This is a genomic window from Methylobrevis pamukkalensis, from assembly GCF_001720135.1.
GTDB classification, from domain to species: domain Bacteria; phylum Pseudomonadota; class Alphaproteobacteria; order Rhizobiales; family Pleomorphomonadaceae; genus Methylobrevis; species Methylobrevis pamukkalensis.
Genome location: NZ_MCRJ01000274.1, coordinates 1 through 1,021, shown reverse-complemented (window position 1 = coordinate 1,021; position 1,021 = coordinate 1). Strand labels below are relative to the sequence as shown.

The 1,021-nt window shown below is 63.5% G+C and carries 1 protein-coding gene; it reads right to left on the bottom strand.

What is annotated here, in order from left to right; translation table 11 throughout:
- A partial coding sequence (locus tag A6302_RS20465) for a TadE/TadG family type IV pilus assembly protein (RefSeq protein ID WP_169833650.1) occupies window positions 1–680 on the bottom strand: 680 nt, incomplete at its 3' end.
- Window positions 681–1,021: the final 341 nt, after the last annotated feature.

Below are 1,021 nucleotides of genomic sequence, written 5' to 3'. Positions count from 1 at the left end.
TACTCTCCCGTCTGTTCCGGGCCGAGCCAGTCGGCGCTCTTGTAGGTGGTGCCGACGTTGACGCTGACGCCGAAGGGGATGACCGCGACGCTGGTGCGACCGGCCGTGCCGGCCGGCGAGGCGGCCAGATTGGTCAGCATCGTGGTGGCGGCCGTCTTCAGCTCGCTCAGCTTGTTGCTGCTGTTCATCGAGCCGGTGTTGTCCAGCACCATGGCGATCTCGACATAGTCGGTGCCGCTGGTCACCGTGGCAGAGGCGCCGATGTCGACTTCGGCCACGTTGAAGATCGACATGAAGCTGGTCGGCAGCGCGGCGGTGATGTCCACCGTCAGCGTGTTGGCGGTCGCATCGCGCGACCACTCCGCGTTCCAGTTCTCGAGGTTGTCGGTGTCGATGTTGAGTTCGATCAGTGCCGTCTTGTGAGCGTCGATCTGGTCGTTGGTCTTGCCCGCCTCCACGTCCTTGGCGAGGGCAAGCGCGGTCATGTCGGCCGCGGTCTGCAGCCGGGTCTGCTGGTGGTAGGCGCGGCCGTAGTCGACCGCCATGCCGATGGCCGAGAACATGACGAGAATGATCAGCGAGAACATCATCGCGATGTTGCCCGACCGGTCACGCGCAAAGCGCCGGAGCGCCGAAGTGGCGGCCGGAGCGGGCCGCAGGAAGCTGTCGAAGGAGATCATCGTCGGTACCCGCCTTGCCCGCCATGACGGGGTCATGGCCTGTCGAGCGTCACGCGGGACGGACGCAGCCGCGTCGCCCCCGTGTTGCCGACAGGTTCGGCTCTGCCGGACCCTGTCGGGATTCACGCTTTATCTGGCTCGACCTTGGGCCATCAGGCTTTAAAACTCGTATATCCTTGAGATGGCAGGCAATTCTTTCGAACGGCACGATGAATGCACCGTTAAGCCCACTGACCAGCGATCCGGAAAAGCATCAATATCGTCAAAATTTTAGGCAAATTACGCTGCGCACGGCGACCGCTCCGTTCTTCGCGATCACCGGCCGGCGCCGGACCTGAACG